The sequence below is a fragment of the Rheinheimera sp. genome (genome assembly GCF_037442525.1).
GTDB lineage: Bacteria > Pseudomonadota > Gammaproteobacteria > Enterobacterales > Alteromonadaceae > Pararheinheimera.
Genome location: NZ_JBBIQD010000005.1, coordinates 52,697 through 67,116, shown reverse-complemented (window position 1 = coordinate 67,116; position 14,420 = coordinate 52,697). Strand labels below are relative to the sequence as shown.

Here is a 14,420-nt window from a genome sequence, read left to right as displayed (position 1 = left end):
ACTGGAAAAGGAGCATGGTATGTACGTATTGCTGTATTTAATTATTTGTTCAGTAGTCGCCTATTTTGGTAAAGAACGGAAGTTAGGGTTTTGGGGGTATTTGTTTGCCTCCATCCTGCTGACCCCTCTGGTAGGCGTTATTTTGTTATTGGCTTCAGACAAAAAAACGGTGGCGGCTGCGTCTTCTGACGCCAGCTAAAGCTGTCTCTGATCCTGATCGGTCTGTGTTTGACTGCAAAAATGTGTCAGTGACCGATCAGTCCTCTGGTTTTATTCCGAAGTTGTTCAATGCCATTATTGTCTTTTCATACAGCAGCGCTTCACAGTAATTCGTATCCGGACCAGTTTATTGACAGCCTGGAGTGCTGGCGGCATCCACAAGGTTGGGTGCTGGTGTGTTGCCACTTCCAACTGCAACACTACAGGCCGGATTTATACGCGTCGATGGCTATTGAGATGCCAGCCCCCCTTCAGGCATCGGTGATTAAGCGTCAGGCCGAGTTTCTGGCGGGCCGCTATGCAGCATTCAAGGCGATGCAACTGCTTTGGCCTTTACGGCCATTGCCACAAATTGGCATTGCAGCTCAGCGGCAGCCGCTCTGGCCTGCAGGCGCGTTGGGCTCTATCACTCATGCTGCACATTGGGCCTGTTGTCTGATCAGCAGAGCGGAGCAAACCGGCTATCTGGGAATTGATCTGGAGACGTGGCTGACGGTTGAGCAAGCTCGGCAGCTGTGTGGCGAAATACACAACAGAGAAGAACAGGAACTGCTCTGCAGTCTGGGGCTGACTGCGGCACAAGCGACCACATTAATCTTCTCAGCGAAAGAAAGTCTGTTTAAAGCAGTGCATCCTTATGCCCATCAGTTTTTTGGCTTTGATGCGGCCACAGTAAAAACCGCAGAGCCAGGTACCGTCTGGTTAGAGTTGAAACCCGAGCTGGCTAAAGCCTGGCAGGTTGCAGAGCGTTATTCTGTGAATTATCAGTTGCTGCCTGAACATGTTTTCACCATTTTGCACAGTGGTTCTTCAGCAGAGTTACGATAGGCTTCTGATTTCCCAGGCTGAAAAACTTGCCGGTTGGCCGATTTTTAATGATACCATACTAAATAAGAATAAATCGTATTTTCCCAGAGGTAGCTGATGCGAAGTGTGTGGGATATTCCCAAAGGACAGACGGCTGTGATTGCCGCTCTGGAGCCCAGCCTGAACAAAGAGGTGGTGCTGCGGCTGCATGATATGGGGTTCGCTCCGGCGCAGCAGGTGTTATGCCTGCAACGTGGATTTTTAGGTGGTCCTGTGGTGGTGTCCGTTGCCGATGCCGTCTTTACGCTGGAACGGCAAATTGCCAGCAGCATTCTTGTTGCTCCCGCCGCCTGAGTTCAATTTCCGATAAAGCAGTTAATCTATGAAACGAATTTTACTTGTGGGGAAACCCAATTCAGGCAAAAGCCTGTTGTTTAACCAGCTGACAGGTTTGCGCCAGAAAGTGGCGAATTTCCCCGGTGTGACAGTGGACATCAAAACCGGCAAGTTTGACGGGTTTGAGCTGGTGGACTTACCTGGCGCTTATTCAGTGCATACCTTGTCGAAAGACGAAGACATTGCGATTGCGCAAATCAATAAAGCCATGGCGGACGACAACACCGCATTGCTGGTGTGTAACCTGGATGCGACCCGGCTGCAAAGCAGCCTGGTGTTTGCGTTGCATATGCAGGCGCTGGCCCGTCAGCACAATAAAAACGTGGTGTTTGCGCTGAACCTCTATGACGAAATGCAGAAAATAGGCCATGCGATAGACACGGAAAAACTCAGTGCTGAACTGGGCAGTCCGGTCTTTGCGGTGTCTGCCCGTACCTTGTTTGGCATTGCCGAGTTTAAAGAGGCACTGAAAGCTATTGCCGGCGGCCACCAACCTGTGGCGCAACCAGAGCAGCTCAGTGCGGCTCCTGAACTCATTCAGCAAAAAGCCCGGCAGATGGCCGCAAGCTATGGGGCCAAAGCCGATATCCTGCTGAAAAACCAAAACCGGATCGACAGCTTTCTATTGCACCATGCCAGTGGCAGTCTGATGTTCCTGCTGGTGATGTTTTTCCTGTTCCAGAGTATTTTTACCTTTGCCACGCCCTTGATGGACGGGGTCGAAGCGGGTATAGCTGCGATTGCAGAATGGAGCCTGAGCCTGATGGGCGAGGGCATGGCCGCTGATTTTATTCGTGACGCGCTGTTTGGGGGTGTGGGCGCTTTTCTGGTGTTTGTGCCACAAATTATGGTGCTGACTCTGGTGATAGGCTTGCTGGAAGACAGCGGTTATCTGGCGCGTGCCGCGCTGATTTGTCACCGGCCTTTGAGTTTCTTTGGTATTTCCGGCCGCAGTTTCGTGCCTTATCTGTCAGCCCATGCCTGCGCTATACCGGCCATTATGGCGGCGCGAACCATTGAATCGCCACGCAAGCGTCTGATCACCATGTTGACCATTCCGCTGATGTCCTGTTCGGCCCGTTTGCCTGTGTATGCATTGCTGGTGGCGGTATTTGTTCCTTCGACTCAGTATCTGGGTGGATTGGTCAGTTTGCAGGGCGTGGTATTTTTTGGCTTGTACCTGTTTGGTATTGTCACGGCGCTGTGTATCAGCCTGCTGTTATCCCGTTCATCGGCTCTGGACGGTAAACAATCCGATATGCCTTTTATCCTGGAATTGCCTTCGTACCGCTTACCACACTGGAAACCGCTGATCCGCCGGGTAGTGGAAAGCGGCAAGCTGTTTATTTACCGGGCTGGACCCATTATTTTTGCAGTGTCTGTGGTCATTTGGGTGTTGGGGTATTTCCCACAAAATGGCAGCCTGCAGGATTCGTATCTCGGCATGATCGGCCACTGGATTGATCCGATTTTTGCGCCTCTTGGCCTGGACTGGCGTTATGGTGTCGCCATTCTGATGTCTTTCCTGGCGCGGGAAGTATTTGTCGGTGCGCTGGGTACCCTGTTTGGGATTGATGGGGCCGACGAGCATATTGGTGACCTGGCATCACAACTGCAGGCCGACGGCCTGGCCCTTGGCGCCGGTATAGGTATTCTGTTGTTTTATGTGGTGGCGCTGCAATGTGTGGCAACTGTCGCGACCTTAAAAGCGGAAACAGGCCGTGGCAGGCTGGTGCTCAGCGTGGTGGTTGGCTACGGCCTGCTGGCGTACCTGCTGGCGATGGCGGCTTATCAGATTATTGGCTGATCCAACGCGAATTAAACACAGGGAGCCTGCTGCTCCCTGTTTTTTTTCCCCCATTTTTTCAAACTCTGTTCACCCCCAGCAGTTCTTAAGATTGCTTTAAGCTTTATCACTCAGACTTGGTTTCAGTAAGAGAAACCGGAGTCGCTTATGAGTAGCTTGCCCTTATGTCAGACCGTACCAAGCCCACGGCAGACAACGCCCACTGCGGCACATCAACTGTTGCTGGTTCCTGTGGAAGACCCTGAGCGCGGGTCACTGCAAGCTTTTATTCAGCAAGGTTTTGCCGAGCATTATCAGGCGCTGATCCCCGATTTTATGCCGCAGCTGCTGGGTGTGCGCAGTGCGGACGGCTGGCTGGCAGCGCTGGGTATCCGCTTTGCGGCCTCAGCCAGGCTGTTCACTGAAGGTTATCTGCAAAGCCCGGCAGAGCAGGTGCTGCAGCAAAACGGCATCAGCACCAGACGGGAAGAGATTGCAGAAATCGGCCATTTGCTGGCCGTAAACCGTCAGGCTCTGATGCAACTTTTTGTGCTGATGGCGCAATCACTGCATCAACTGGGACTGACCCGGCTGCTGTTCAGTGCCACCCGCGATGTGCAGTTGTTACTGAAGCGCCACGGTATTGAGCTGACCGATTTGGGCGCTGCCGACCCAGCCTGTTTGGGTGAACACGCCAGTTTATGGGGCAGTTATTACCAGACTCAGCCTCGTGTCTGTTCGTTGTCGCTGGCGCAGGTGGCACAAAGGCTGGGACAGGACGCTAAATTGCAGGCGCTGATCCATCAGCACTGGCCGGATTTACATCACTTAGTGGCAGAGCTGCAGGAGGTGCGGCCATGACACTGCAATTGCCCCAAAGTGCCCGTTTAACCCAATGGCAGGGCCAGTCGCTGTCTCAACCCGGGTTATTGCGTGAAGTGCAGATTTGGCAGGAGTTACTGCAGGGCTATGGCGCCCGTCGTATTGTGTTGGACGCTGATTCAGGTGTTCATTGGGCTATGGTCGACCTGGCCTGTCTGGCGGCGGATTTGCTGCTGGTGCCGCTGCCGACCTATTTAAGTGCATCCCAACGTCAGGCTGTGCTGGCGCAGGTGCAACCTGATCTGTACATCACAGACAGGTTGTTGCCTCAGTACTCCGAACCGCTGGAAGAATATGCAGGCCTGTCGTTGTATCGCTGTGAGGTCAGCGCGGCCCCTGCGGTGCCGGCGGGCACGCAGAAAATTACCTTTACCTCGGGCTCCACCGGCCAGCCCAAAGGCGTCTGTTTGTCAGCAGCCCAGCAGCTGGATGTTGCGCTCTGGCTGGCAGCCAGGGTGCAGCAGGTCAGTCCTGGCACGCCACGGCACTTGTGTCTGCTGCCATTACCGACCTTGCTGGAAAATATCGCCGGTATTTATGCGCCACTGCTGGAAGGCGGCGAAGTGGTGCTGGCCAAGGATGCCGACCGCGGTTTTAGCGGCAGCAGGTTAACCGAACCGAAAAAACTGCTGGCGCTGATAAGTGCTGTGCAACCGAAAAGCCTGATCCTGGTGCCCGAGTTGTTGCAATTTCTGCTGGCAGCCATCCAAGCGGGCTGGCAGCCACCAAAGAGTCTGGAGTTTATTGCGGTTGGCGGAGCCCTGGTGTCACCTGGCTTACTGCAAGCCGCCGCCAAAGCCGGTTTACCCGTGTACCAGGGCTATGGCTTAAGTGAATGTGCGTCTGTGGTCGCCTTGTCTGTCGAGCGCGCCGAACTGGCGGGCGCGTCCGTTGGACTGCCGCTGGCTGGACGGCAAGTGCGGATAGACGACGGCGAACTGGTGGTGCAGACCCCATTTTTAGGCTATCTCGGAGACCCTGGCAGTGCCAGTCTTGAAGTTCGCACCGGCGATTTAGCCAGTTGGGGACCCAATGGTGAGCTGCTGATCACAGGCCGTAAGAAAAACCTGCTGATCAACAGTTTTGGCCGCAATATTTCGCCCGAGTGGGTGGAATCCGCCCTGATCAGCACGGGCGCCGTGCTGCAGGCGATCGTATTGGGGGACGGTCAGCCAGCCTGTGTTGCTTTGCTGTTTGCCCGGCCTGAAGTCAGCGATCAACAGTTGGCTGCAGTGGTTGAGGCGATGAACGCCCAGCTGCCGGATTATGCCCGCATCGCCCGTTATAACCGGCTCAGCCAACCCTTTTCTGTGGCCGAAGGCAGCCTGACCGACAATGGCCGCTTGCGCCGTCAGGCTATTCAACAGCTGTATCAGCAGCACATTTATCAGTTGTATTCAGGAGTGCGTCATGACTTTTTATCCATCTCTGCTTGATCAAACCAGCGAAGCGCGAGCTTACCTTCTGAGTGCGCCAATGATCCAACGCTGTTTTGCCGGTGATTTTACGCTGGATCACTACGTCGCCTTTTTGCAGCAGGCCTATCACCATGTGAAACACACCATACCGCTGCTGATGTTGGTTGGTGCACTGTTACCCGAAAGCAAAGAATGGTTGCGTGAAGCTGTGGCTGAATACATTGAAGAGGAGCTTGGCCACCAGGAATGGGTGCTCAACGATATTGCCGCCTGTGGCTATGACAAAGAACAGGCGCGGCGCAGCACGCCGGCCTTCGCCACCGAAATGATGGTGGCCTACGCCTATGACTCGGTACGCCGTGTCAGCCCCCTGGCATTTTTTGGCATGGTGCTGGTGCTGGAAGGCACCTCTACAGCGCTGGCGGAGCGTGCTGCCAGCACTATTGCCGGTACCTTGCAGTTGCCGCGTCAGGCCTTCAGTTACCTTAATTCGCATGGGGCCCTGGATCAGGACCATATTAAGTTTTTTGAAAGCCTGATGAACCGCATCACAGACCCTGCCGAGCAGGCGGTTATTGTGCATGCCGCCAGACGTTTTTATCACCTGTATGGCGATATCTTCCGCAGCCTGGAACAACCCCACGGTCTGAATAAACTGGAGCAAGTGGTATGAAACTACAGGGCAAAACGGTGCTGTTAACCGGTGCCAGTGGTGGTATAGGTCAGGCCATTGCACAGCGGCTGGCTGCCGAAGGGGCGCGCATGATTCTGACCGGCCGTGACAGGGCGTTACTGAAAAACCTGGCGCAGCAACTGCCGGGCAATGCAGTGTTTTTTTCCGGTGACTTAACGGATACCGACACGCAAACTCAGCTGCATGAATTTATCCGCAGCCAGGGCGGTATTGATGTGCTGATTAACAACGCCGGTATTTCGCAGTTTGGTTTGCTGGCGGAGCAACAACTGGCCGCGCTGGTGGCGGTGAACCTGCTGGTGCCGATGCAGCTGTGCCAGCTGTTTGTGCCTATGTTGAGGGCCCGTCGTGGGGCTGTGGTCAATATTGGTTCCGCTTTTGGTTCCATAGGCTTTCCCGGTTTTACCGGCTATTGCGCCACTAAATTCGGCCTGCGGGGCTTTACCGAAGCTTTGTTGCGGGAAAGCGCCGACAGCGATTTAGCTGTGCTGTATCTGGCGCCACGGGCTACCCGTACCGCCATCAACTCTGCAGAAGTTGATGCGCTGAATCAGGCGATGCAACAAGGGGTCGACAGCCCGGAGCTGGTGGCTCAGTTGTTAGTGCAGCAACTGCAACAAGGCCGCAAACGCCGCTTTATCGGCTGGCCAGAACGTTTATTGGTCCGTCTGAATGGCTTGTGCCCGGCGATACTGGATGTGGGTCTTAAACATAAACTGAAACAAATCAAACATTTTGCGCTGAATAAATCACAGGAGAACCCAAGATGATGCTGAAAAAATTAGTGCTGTTAAGCGCGTTGGCCTTTAGTGCTGCCAGCCAGGCTGATGTATTAAGTGATATTAAACCGCTGCAGGAGCGCTGGGCTGAAGTGAATTACAGCCTGGCCGAAAAAGCCAAAGAGCAGGCCTTTGCCGAGCTGGCCGCCCAAGCTGATCAGGTGGTGGCAACCAACCCAGGGCAAGCCGAAGCTTTGATTTGGCGTGGTATTATTAAATCCAGTTACGCCGGTGCCAAAGGTGGGTTGGGGGCACTGGAGCTCTGTGAAGAATCCAAAGCGGATCTGGAAAAAGCGCTGGAACTGAACCCGGACGCCTTGCAGGGGTCGGCGTACACCAGTCTGGGGGCGTTGTATTTTAAAGTGCCGGGCTGGCCCATTGGTTTTGGCAGCGATAAAAAAGCCAGACAGTTACTGGAAAAAGCAGTAAGCTTAAATCCACAAGGTATTGATCCCAATTACTTTTATGCTGAGTTTCTCACGGAAGAGCGCGAGTATAAAAAAGCCTGGGACTACCTGCAAAAAGCCAAACAGGCACCGGCCAGACCCGATCGCTTGAGTGCCGATGCCGGACGGCAACAGGAGATTGCTTTGCTGGAACAGAAACTTCAGAAGAAGCTAAAAAAATCTTAAGGTGAACGAATGCGGATTTTGCTGGTGGAGGACGATGCTGCGCTTTGTCAGGCGCTGCAACTGGCGCTGACCGAGCAGGGCTTTGTGGTCAATGCGGTCAGCACGGGTCGGGAAGCGCAGATGGTGATCCGCACCTCTGACTGCGATGCCGTGATCCTGGACCTTGGCCTGCCCGATATGGACGGCCTTGAGGTGCTGAAGTATGCCCGTCAGAAAGCTGCGCGTTTGCCTGTGTTGGTTCTGACGGCTCGCGACGGTGTGGACGATCGCATTCGAGGCCTGGATTTAGGCGCCGATGATTATTTGGTCAAACCTTTTGCCATGGCTGAGTTATTCGCACGACTTCGGGTGATCGAGCGGCGTCTTGGTACGGCCTCAAGTTCTCTGGTGCGGGTGGGAGAGCTGGCGCTCGACAGCAGCCAGCAGCAAGTGTTTCTGGCGGAACAGCCACTGGATCTGTCCCGCCGCGAATACATGGTGCTCAAAGCCCTGATGGAATCGGCAGGGCGCATTAAAACCCGCGAGCAACTGGAAGCCAGCCTCTATGCCTGGGGTGAGGAAGTCGCCAGCAATGCACTGGAAGTGCATATTTCCAACTTGCGAAAGAAACTGCCCAATGGCTTTATTAAAACCATCCGTGGGGTGGGTTACAGCGTAAGCCAACACTGATGCGCTCTGTCCGCCATTATTTGCTGACCATTCTGATTGCGCTGCTAACGCTGACCAGTTTCCTGGCGGCCGTGCAAAGTTATCGCCAAAGTGTGGCCCGTTCCGAGCAGTTGTTTGATCAGGACCTGCAGCTGCTCTCTGCTGCTGTGCTGGCCAATGTGGGCGCCAAAGCGCCGGAAGGGCTGGAAAGCCTGGCCATTCAGTTATGGCAGAGCCAGCAGTTGCGCTTTGCCAGCGCCTTAGCGCCACAGCATCGCATCACCCAAACCCCCGGTTTTACCGAACAAAACTTTGCCGGTAAACGCTGGCGTGTCTACGCCCATCAGCAGGATGACTGGTGGGTGGTGGTAGCGCAGCCATTGCAGCAACGCCAATCGCTGGCCGACGAAGTCGTCATTGCATCCATTTACCCTGTGCTCTGGAGCTTGCCATTACAGGCCCTGCTGATTTGGCTGGTGGTCAGCCGGGCATTGGCGCCGCTGAAACGTTTTTCGGCACAGCTTGCCAGCAAAAAAGCCAACGACTTAACACCGGTGCAGCTCCCCGCAGTGCCGGAGGAATTGCAGCAGGTACTGAACACGACCAATCAGCTGCTGACCCGGCTGCATGAAGCCTTTGAGCGGGAAAAGCGGTTTGCGTCTGATGTGGCGCATGAACTGCGCAATCCGCTCAGCACACTGCAAATCAATCTGCACAATGCGTTGTCTGCCTGGCAACAGTCAGGCCAGCCCCAGGGCGAGCATTCAATGGCCCAATTGCAGCAGGGGGTTGAACGGATGAGCCAGCTGATTGAACAAATTATGCTGCTCAACCGCACCAACCCGGAGGTATTTCAGGCGCAAATGCAGCCCCTGGACTGGGCCGGATTGTGCCGGGAAGTGATTGCCGAGAGGTATCCTCAGCTTGAGGCAAAACAGCAGCAAATTGAATTACTTGGCGAAGAACAACTGACGGTACTGGCTGATCCTTTCGCGCTGAAACTGCTGATCAGCAATCTGGTGGGAAACGCCTGCAAATACACCCCTGCAGGGGGCCAGCTACAGCTGAAGCTAAGCAGGATGCCTAATATGGCCCGGCTTGAGGTGGAGGATAACGGACCAGGTATGGATGAAAAGGAGTTTGAACGGGCATTTGACCGTTTTTACCGCGTGGGCGGTGACCGGCACCAATCCCGTACGCCAGGTTCTGGCCTGGGCCTGGCCATTGTCAAAGAGCTGGTGAAGCTGCATCAGGGACGCGTTTGGCTCAGTCATTCGCAATGGGCGACTGGGCTGAAAGTGACAGTGGAGTTGCCTTTATGAGCGCAATGTACCGGCTTGCTGCACTTGGGGTTTTTCTTTGTGGCGCTGTGCAGGCAGAGCCGCTGCAGTTTGAACTGGAGATCCGGCAACATTTATTCAGCCCTTCAGTGCTGTATGTGCCGGCCGGGCAAAAAATCCGGTTAAAAGTCAGTAATCTGGACCCAACCCCTGAAGAATTTGAAAGTTTCAGCCTGAACCGGGAAAAGGTCATTTTGGGCAAACGGGCTGCACTGCTGTATCTGGGGCCGCTACAACCAGGCCAGTATCCGTTTTTTGGTGAATTTAACCCGGACAGCGCCCAAGGCACGCTGATAGCGCTACCAGCGGACGAATGGGCCAAACGGGAGCAACAGCCATGATCAACAGTCTGCTGATGTGGCTGCGCGAGTTACTGCCTTTGGTGATATTACTGAGCTTTGCGTTGGCCTGGCTGCAACCCGGACTACGGGCTTTATTGCTGCCGGTGCTGTTGCAGACTGCGCTGCTGCTGTTGCCAGCCTGGTGGTTTCTGGACGAGCTGCTCAGCAGTCTGGATGGCATGGGACTGGACTGGAGTTATTGCATGCTGTACCTGATCGGAACGCTGTCGTTGCTGGTTGCCGCCCGTTCCCGTCAGTACAGGCAAAGGGCGCTGTCATTGTCGCTGACGGTTTTATGTGGCATTCATCTGCTCAACCTGAGCCTGTATGGCACAGGTCTCTGGCATGAAGCAAGCCAGTGGCAGGCTATCGCCACCGGCACGGCACTGGCACTGGGCATTAGTGCCAGTATTGCTGTGCTTTGGTATTACCTGCTGCTGGAACTGTCGGTGAAATTGCACTGGCTGTGGCGCCTGGTGCTGGCGCTGCTCTGTGCCCGCCAGGCGGTGATGGCGGTGACCTTTGCGACCCAGTTAGACGTCATTAACCCAGGGCCTTTGCTGTGGGATACAGAACCCTGGCTGAATGAGTCGTCGGAGCTTGGTTACTTGCTGCAGGCATTGCTGGGGTATGAAGCAACCCCAAGTCTGGCGCAGCTTTTGGTTTTTTTGATGGCAGCCTCAGCTGTAATGCTGTGGATGCAGGAGGGGTCTGATGAAAGCTAATCCGATGCTGGTGTTGGTGCTGCTGGCGTTGAGTCCGAAGCTGGTGCAGGCTGATGGCCGGGTGGTGGACAAGGTGTATCACCCTTATGTCAACGCGCTGGAACGTGAATTTGAGTACCGTTACTTTTACCAGCGTCAGACGGATCACCCCAATAACAATGCGATGGGCCAGAAGTTGGGTTATGGCTTTTCGGTCAGCGACCGCATGGCGTTGGAACTGTATTTAAATGCGGAGCGTATTCATCCGGAGGATTACCGCCTGACGGGTTATGAAGCGGAGCTGCGCTGGATGCTGACAGAGCAGGGCCAGTACAGTGCCGACTGGGGGCTGTTATTTGAACTGGAGCGGCAAAATAATGACGATAACTATGAATTTACCAGCGGATTGCTGGTAGAAAAGGAATTCGGGCCCACCAGCCTGACGGTGAATGCGCTGGTGGTGTATGAGTGGGGCCAGACCTTAAAAGACGAACTTGAATCTGAGTTTCGGGCTCAGTACCGTTACCGTTATTTACCGGCACTGCAACCATCCATTGAGCTGTACAGCGGTGAGCAGTATAAAGGCGCGGGCCCTGGCATTATGGGCGTGCATAAATTCAGCACAGTGCAGCAGCTGAAATGGGAAGCTGCAGTGGTGTTTGCCATCGACAACCAAACTGTGGACAAAACCATCCGTTTTGCTTTGGAGTTTGAGTTTTAACTGAAAGGCTAAGCGCATTGGCGAATGGAAGACTGAAGCAAGGCCTCAGCTTTCCATCAGCCTGGGCTCCGTCATGGCAAAAGAGGCGGTCTGGATCAAACCGTCTTTGATTTCATAAATGCAGATCATATCCACTTCGGCTTTGCCTTCGGCGACATTTCGCGTGATCCGCTCCTGATCCACCACCAGGTTGCCCATCACCAACCGGCTGACGAGCCGGGCATGCAGGTCCGGTTCCTGAAAGCGAATTTGCATGCGTTGGCGCATTTGTTCATGGCCCGCGGCAAAGCACTCCCCATGCAAATGGAATTGTCTGGCGTCTTTGGCGTAGGTGGCGAGCCAGGCGTCAATATCTTTGGCGTTATACGCCTCCAGCTGGCGCTGGATCAGCGCTGCAGGGTTATCCATGTGGTTGACTTCATGTTATCGAATTGATGACAGAAAGCATATCTTGCCTGAAGGAGAACGAGCAGTCAGAAAAAGAAAACTCTGTGTCAACTCAGCGACTACAAACCGCCTTTGTAGTTGCTCTTTGTTAAAGTTCAAGAGTGGCCTATGAGTCAGCTAGTTTGCTAAGGGCAGTAAAATGCAGACCCAGGTCAGTGCGGTGCACAGCATCATCACCAGCACAGTGGCGGAGCCAACGTCTTTGGCTTTACCGCTCAGCGGGTGGAAATCAGCGCCGACCCGGTCCACCACAGCTTCGATGGCGGTGTTGATCAGCTCCGCCACCAAAATCAGATACAAACTGAGCAGCAATACCGCCCGTTCCAGCGCGCTGACATGCAGCAGAAACGCCACTGGGGTGAGCAGGGCAATCAACACTATTTCCTGACGGATCGCCGCTTCCGACTGCCAGCTGCTTTTTAAGCCTTGCCAGGAATAGACAGAAGCGTTCAGCACCCGGCGCAGGCCTTGTTGGTTCGGTTTCATAAGGACTCCTTTAGTTGCGCAGAGCCTAACCAGTCAGCCTTAAGGATTTCTTAAGGCTCGGGTTTTACCTTGGTGCTGTAGTAATTAACGAACTGACTTCAGATGACTCAAATAAAACCAGAAAACACCTTCTCGCTGCTGTGCGGGCCTTACCTTTACCTGATTAAAATGGTGCTGCTGGGCTTGGCTCTGCTGAGCTTAAGCCGTATGGGTCTGTTGTTGTGGCAGGCGGACCGGGTGCTCGCCGTGGCTGATTTGCCTCAATTGTTTGTACAGGGGGTAAGGGCTGACCTGATTCTGCTCTGCCTGCTGGCGGCCGTGCCTGTGCTGCTGGCTTTGCCTTTGGCTCAGCCGCGCTGGCAGCAGCTGTGGTTTAAAGCCACTTACCTCTGGAGCTTGCTGGCGCTGGTGGCTGTGGTGTTTCTTGAGCTGTCGACCCCAGCCTTTATACAGCAATACGATATCCGGCCCAACCGCTTGTACATTGAATACCTGAAGTACCCCAAAGAAGTGTTTTCAACTTTATGGCAGGGCTTTCGCTCTGTGCTGATCGCAGGTGTTGCTGCCACTTTGGCGCTGGGGTATGGCTTGGCACGCCTGTTAAAGGCAGCGCCGGCTGAACAGCAGCTGGGTTCATTAAAACGCAGGCTGCTGTTATGGCCATTGATGCTGTTGCTGGTATTCGCCGGTATTCGTTCCACCACAGATCACAGACCGGCCAACCCGGCGTTTTTTGCCATTACCAGTGACTCCATGGTGAATTCTCTGGTGATTAACTCGGGCTATTCGGTGCTCTATGCGCTTTATTCGTTACGCCATGAAGAGCGCAGCACGGATCTGTACGGCAAGCTCGACAGCAAAACCATGCTGGAGCTGAGTCTCGACTGGCCCTGGTTACAAAAATACAGTTTTCCCAACCCGGAATTGCCAACCCTGCATTGGCAGCAAGCGGCCGTTAAACGCGAAAAACCAAAGAATATAGTGATTATTTTGCAGGAAAGCCTGGGCGCGACTTTTGTGCAGTCGCTGGGTGGTGCCGCGGTCACCCCAGAGCTTGAAAAGCTGAAATCAGATGGCATCTGGTTTGATAACCTCTACGCCACCGGCACCCGCTCGGTGCGCGGCATTGAAGCTGTGGTGGCCGGTTTTATGCCGACCCCGGCGCAGTCTGTGGTCAAGCTGTCGAACAGTCAGCGTGGTTTTGCCACCCTGGCGTCTGTGCTGCAACAGCAGGGCTACCAAACCCAGTTTATTTATGGTGGCGAAGCGCATTTTGACAATATGCGCAGCTTTTTTACCGGCAATGGTGTTAAGCAGATTGTCGATTTACCGCAAATTAAAAACCCCGTGCTGGTCGGCAGCTGGGGCGCCAGTGATGAGGATTTGTTTAACACCGCTCACCAGCAACTCACTCAGTTGCAGCAGCAAGGCCAGCCGTTTTTCAGCCTGATTTTTACCTCCAGCAATCACGAGCCGTTCGAATTCCCGGATGGCCGCATCAGTCTGTACCAAGAGCCGAAAGCGACCGCATACAACGCCGTCAAATATGCTGATTGGGCCATGGGGCAGTTTATCGCCAAAGCCAAACAGAGCTCGTACTGGCAAGACACAGTGTTTTTAATTGTGGCTGACCACGACAACAGAGTGTACGGCAGTAACCTGGTGCCGGTGGAGAAGTTCCGTATTCCGGGCCTGATCCTTGGCGCTGGTATTGAACCCAAGCACATCACTCCACTGGCCAGCCAAATAGACCTGGCGCCCACCTTATTAAGCCTGGCTGGCGTGTCGGCCTGTCACCCGATGACAGGGCGGGATTTTATTGCTGACCCCAGCAGTCCGGGCCGCGCTTTGCTGCAGTTCGATACCCTGTTTGCGCTGATGACAGAGCAGCAACTGACCATTTTAAAACCCGATGGTTCCGCCGTGGCCGCCCACTACGACGAACCCAATCGTACCCTCAAGTTGTCCACGCAGCCGGTGTCGCCAGAGGTGCAGCAAAAGGCGCTGGCGCAGGTACAGCTGCCTTCATTCCTTTACCGCGAACAGCGTTATCCGGCGAATGCACAGTGTGAGCCTGAAGCCCTGGTCGTAAAGGCTAAATAAAAAATTCCCCCTTAAGC

Annotated in this window: 17 protein-coding genes; 15 read left to right on the top strand and 2 right to left on the bottom strand. The window is 54.3% G+C overall.

Annotated elements, in window-relative coordinates:
- Positions 1–19: 19 nt before the first annotated feature.
- The 14 genes from WKJ03_RS09760 (at position 20) to WKJ03_RS09695 (ending at position 11,367) form a co-directional block, all read left to right on the top strand.
- Entirely contained in the window at positions 20–199 is a 180-nt protein-coding gene (locus WKJ03_RS09760; protein WP_337842006.1) for a hypothetical protein, read from the top strand.
- A gap of 89 nt (positions 200–288) precedes the next feature.
- Positions 289–1,047 carry a 4'-phosphopantetheinyl transferase superfamily protein gene (locus WKJ03_RS09755; protein WP_337842005.1) on the top strand — a complete coding sequence of 253 codons (759 nt, stop codon included), beginning with the start codon at positions 289–291 and terminating at the stop codon, positions 1,045–1,047.
- A 96-nt stretch (positions 1,048–1,143) separates the two neighbouring features.
- Entirely contained in the window at positions 1,144–1,380 is a 237-nt protein-coding gene (locus WKJ03_RS09750) for a FeoA family protein (RefSeq protein ID WP_337842004.1), read from the top strand.
- A 28-nt stretch (positions 1,381–1,408) separates the two neighbouring features.
- Complete coding sequence (locus WKJ03_RS09745) at positions 1,409–3,229, top strand: ferrous iron transporter B (protein WP_337842003.1); 1,821 nt, start codon at positions 1,409–1,411, stop codon at positions 3,227–3,229.
- A gap of 147 nt (positions 3,230–3,376) precedes the next feature.
- Entirely contained in the window at positions 3,377–4,069 is a 693-nt protein-coding gene (locus WKJ03_RS09740; protein WP_337842002.1) for a thermostable hemolysin, read from the top strand.
- Positions 4,066–5,526, top strand: a complete 1,461-nt coding sequence (locus WKJ03_RS09735) for an AMP-binding protein (protein WP_337842001.1) — start codon at positions 4,066–4,068, stop codon at positions 5,524–5,526. Before WKJ03_RS09740 ends, WKJ03_RS09735 begins: the two co-directional genes overlap by 4 nt.
- Positions 5,501–6,181, top strand: coding sequence for an iron-containing redox enzyme family protein (locus WKJ03_RS09730; protein ID WP_337842000.1), 681 nt, complete (start codon positions 5,501–5,503; stop codon positions 6,179–6,181). Before WKJ03_RS09735 ends, WKJ03_RS09730 begins: the two co-directional genes overlap by 26 nt.
- Positions 6,178–6,972: an SDR family oxidoreductase gene (locus WKJ03_RS09725; protein ID WP_337841999.1), complete on the top strand. Its 795-nt coding sequence runs from the start codon at positions 6,178–6,180 to the stop codon at positions 6,970–6,972. Before WKJ03_RS09730 ends, WKJ03_RS09725 begins: the two co-directional genes overlap by 4 nt.
- On the top strand, positions 6,969–7,613 hold the full coding sequence (locus WKJ03_RS09720; protein WP_337841998.1) for a hypothetical protein: 645 nt from the start codon (positions 6,969–6,971) through the stop codon (positions 7,611–7,613). Before WKJ03_RS09725 ends, WKJ03_RS09720 begins: the two co-directional genes overlap by 4 nt.
- 9 nt (positions 7,614–7,622) lie before the next feature.
- Positions 7,623–8,282 carry a response regulator gene (locus WKJ03_RS09715; protein ID WP_337841997.1) on the top strand — a complete coding sequence of 220 codons (660 nt, stop codon included), beginning with the start codon at positions 7,623–7,625 and terminating at the stop codon, positions 8,280–8,282.
- On the top strand, positions 8,282–9,583 hold the full coding sequence (locus tag WKJ03_RS09710; RefSeq protein WP_337841996.1) for an ATP-binding protein: 1,302 nt from the start codon (positions 8,282–8,284) through the stop codon (positions 9,581–9,583). The genes WKJ03_RS09715 and WKJ03_RS09710 overlap by 1 nt, the downstream gene beginning before the upstream one ends.
- Positions 9,580–9,942, top strand: a complete 363-nt coding sequence (locus WKJ03_RS09705; protein WP_337841995.1) for a cupredoxin domain-containing protein — start codon at positions 9,580–9,582, stop codon at positions 9,940–9,942. Before WKJ03_RS09710 ends, WKJ03_RS09705 begins: the two co-directional genes overlap by 4 nt.
- On the top strand, positions 9,939–10,667 hold the full coding sequence (locus tag WKJ03_RS09700; RefSeq protein WP_337841994.1) for a hypothetical protein: 729 nt from the start codon (positions 9,939–9,941) through the stop codon (positions 10,665–10,667). Before WKJ03_RS09705 ends, WKJ03_RS09700 begins: the two co-directional genes overlap by 4 nt.
- Positions 10,657–11,367 (top strand): hypothetical protein, encoded by a 711-nt coding sequence (locus WKJ03_RS09695; protein ID WP_337841993.1) that lies wholly within the window; start codon positions 10,657–10,659, stop codon positions 11,365–11,367. Before WKJ03_RS09700 ends, WKJ03_RS09695 begins: the two co-directional genes overlap by 11 nt.
- 45 nt (positions 11,368–11,412) lie before the next feature.
- Here the strand turns inward: WKJ03_RS09695 and WKJ03_RS09690 are convergent, their stop codons facing one another.
- Positions 11,413–11,775, bottom strand: a complete 363-nt coding sequence (locus tag WKJ03_RS09690) for a nuclear transport factor 2 family protein (RefSeq protein ID WP_337841992.1) — start codon at positions 11,773–11,775, stop codon at positions 11,413–11,415.
- Between the two features lie 156 nt (positions 11,776–11,931).
- Positions 11,932–12,300, bottom strand: coding sequence for a diacylglycerol kinase (locus WKJ03_RS09685; RefSeq protein ID WP_337841991.1), 369 nt, complete (start codon positions 12,298–12,300; stop codon positions 11,932–11,934).
- A gap of 102 nt (positions 12,301–12,402) precedes the next feature.
- Between WKJ03_RS09685 and WKJ03_RS09680 the strand changes: the two genes are divergently transcribed.
- A complete protein-coding gene (locus tag WKJ03_RS09680) occupies positions 12,403–14,403 on the top strand; it encodes an LTA synthase family protein (protein WP_337841990.1) in 2,001 nt (666 codons plus the stop codon).
- Positions 14,404–14,420: the final 17 nt, after the last annotated feature.

Coding starts and splice junctions, on each gene's coding strand:
- WKJ03_RS09760 (WP_337842006.1), top strand. CDS start 20: ATGTACGTATTGCTGTATTTAATTATTTGTTCAGTAGTCGCCTATTTT.
- WKJ03_RS09755 (WP_337842005.1), top strand. CDS start 289: ATGCCATTATTGTCTTTTCATACAGCAGCGCTTCACAGTAATTCGTAT.
- WKJ03_RS09750 (WP_337842004.1), top strand. CDS start 1,144: ATGCGAAGTGTGTGGGATATTCCCAAAGGACAGACGGCTGTGATTGCC.
- WKJ03_RS09745 (WP_337842003.1), top strand. CDS start 1,409: ATGAAACGAATTTTACTTGTGGGGAAACCCAATTCAGGCAAAAGCCTG.
- WKJ03_RS09740 (WP_337842002.1), top strand. CDS start 3,377: ATGAGTAGCTTGCCCTTATGTCAGACCGTACCAAGCCCACGGCAGACA.
- WKJ03_RS09735 (WP_337842001.1), top strand. CDS start 4,066: ATGACACTGCAATTGCCCCAAAGTGCCCGTTTAACCCAATGGCAGGGC.
- WKJ03_RS09730 (WP_337842000.1), top strand. CDS start 5,501: ATGACTTTTTATCCATCTCTGCTTGATCAAACCAGCGAAGCGCGAGCT.
- WKJ03_RS09725 (WP_337841999.1), top strand. CDS start 6,178: ATGAAACTACAGGGCAAAACGGTGCTGTTAACCGGTGCCAGTGGTGGT.
- WKJ03_RS09720 (WP_337841998.1), top strand. CDS start 6,969: ATGATGCTGAAAAAATTAGTGCTGTTAAGCGCGTTGGCCTTTAGTGCT.
- WKJ03_RS09715 (WP_337841997.1), top strand. CDS start 7,623: ATGCGGATTTTGCTGGTGGAGGACGATGCTGCGCTTTGTCAGGCGCTG.
- WKJ03_RS09710 (WP_337841996.1), top strand. CDS start 8,282: ATGCGCTCTGTCCGCCATTATTTGCTGACCATTCTGATTGCGCTGCTA.
- WKJ03_RS09705 (WP_337841995.1), top strand. CDS start 9,580: ATGAGCGCAATGTACCGGCTTGCTGCACTTGGGGTTTTTCTTTGTGGC.
- WKJ03_RS09700 (WP_337841994.1), top strand. CDS start 9,939: ATGATCAACAGTCTGCTGATGTGGCTGCGCGAGTTACTGCCTTTGGTG.
- WKJ03_RS09695 (WP_337841993.1), top strand. CDS start 10,657: ATGAAAGCTAATCCGATGCTGGTGTTGGTGCTGCTGGCGTTGAGTCCG.
- WKJ03_RS09690 (WP_337841992.1), bottom strand. CDS start 11,775: ATGGATAACCCTGCAGCGCTGATCCAGCGCCAGCTGGAGGCGTATAAC.
- WKJ03_RS09685 (WP_337841991.1), bottom strand. CDS start 12,300: ATGAAACCGAACCAACAAGGCCTGCGCCGGGTGCTGAACGCTTCTGTC.
- WKJ03_RS09680 (WP_337841990.1), top strand. CDS start 12,403: ATGACTCAAATAAAACCAGAAAACACCTTCTCGCTGCTGTGCGGGCCT.